The organism is Streptomyces sp. NPDC031274 (assembly GCF_055570235.1).
The window spans coordinates 1-1161 of the sequence record NZ_JBVIHP010000367.1 but is presented as its reverse complement, the minus strand read 5'-3'; the positions used below and the strand labels follow the sequence as shown (position 1 = coordinate 1161).

The window sequence follows — 1161 nt, the reverse complement described above, 5'->3', positions numbered from 1 at the left end:
GAGAAGGCGTTCGTCATCCTCGACGGCACCCTGCTGCTGATTGACCGCATCGCCGCCGACACCCCGTACTACTCCGGAAAACACAAACGGCACGGCATGAACGTGCAGGTCCTGGCCGATCCGTTTGGTCGGCTGCTCTGGGCTTCGCCGGCTCTGCCCGGCTCGACTCACGACCTGACCGCCGCGCGACAGCACGGCATCATCGAAGCCCTCGCCGATGCGGACCTCAAATGCTGGGCGGACAGTGATGATGGCTGATGGCGTCACCGACAGATCTGTCCCTTGGGCTGACTGACCGGAATCTCGTGTCCTTGCCTTGATCCGTCGTTCTGTCGGTGACGCCGTCCGGGTGCCCTTCCGGGGCCGCCGTCTCAAGCGATGGCAGCGCAGGCACAACACCACCTACGCACAAGATCCGCTGCCTCGGCGAGCGCGCCATGGCCACTCTGACGGGCTGGCGCCTCCTCCGGAAGCTCCGCTGCAGCACCAACCGGATCACCGACATCGTGAAGGGCGTCCTCGTCCTTCACCACGCATCAGCGTGAGGTTGGAAAAGGCTCAGTGTGCGCGCCAGAACGTCGTGGTGCTCCTCACTGCTTTCATCGTTGGCTTGCCGCACGAACGGGTCGTGGAAGGCATGGTGGAACCGAATTCGCGTTCTTGGTGGAGTGGCGGGCCTGTGTCTCGGGGAGATCAGGAGCGTTCGCTGCCTGGCGAGAAGTCGTAGATCAAGCGGATCGCGCTGTCGATGCCGTCGTAAACGCTCTCGATGGTCGCGCGGCCCATGATCCAGCCGCTCAGTCCTTCGTCGAGAACGGCACTGAGGACGGAGATGATCGCCTCGTGGTCCTCGTCCGCTCGACTGCTCTCGTCGAACGCTGACTGCACGCTCTCGTTGAAGGCCTTGTCGAGCGAGCGGTAGATGTCGACGACATACGGGTCTGACGCGGTTTCCAGCACCATCAGAACCCGGTAGAACTGCGGCTGGAGCTGGAACGCGCGAATCATGCGATGGAGCACGTCCTGGAGCCGGTCCTTCTCCGTCCCCCCTGTGGGCGTGGCCTTTTCCAGCTTGCGCCTGAGCCCTTCCTGCCAGGTGAGGAAGGCGGCCCCGAACAAGTGCTCCTTGGAGGTGAAGTACCGGTAGAGAGTGCCCAGGGC

The 1161-nt window shown here is 63.6% G+C and carries 1 protein-coding gene and 1 pseudogene; one reads left to right on the top strand and one right to left on the bottom strand.

Translation table 11 applies throughout. From position 1 onward, the window contains the following. Positions 1–545: pseudogene (locus tag ACZ5CR_RS46435) on the top strand (transposase family protein); the annotation flags it as partial. A gap of 148 nt (positions 546–693) precedes the next feature. Here ACZ5CR_RS46435 and ACZ5CR_RS46430 read toward each other — a convergent pair. Next, on the bottom strand, positions 694–1161 hold a 468-nt coding region (locus tag ACZ5CR_RS46430; protein ID WP_468870089.1), incomplete at its 5' end, for a TetR/AcrR family transcriptional regulator.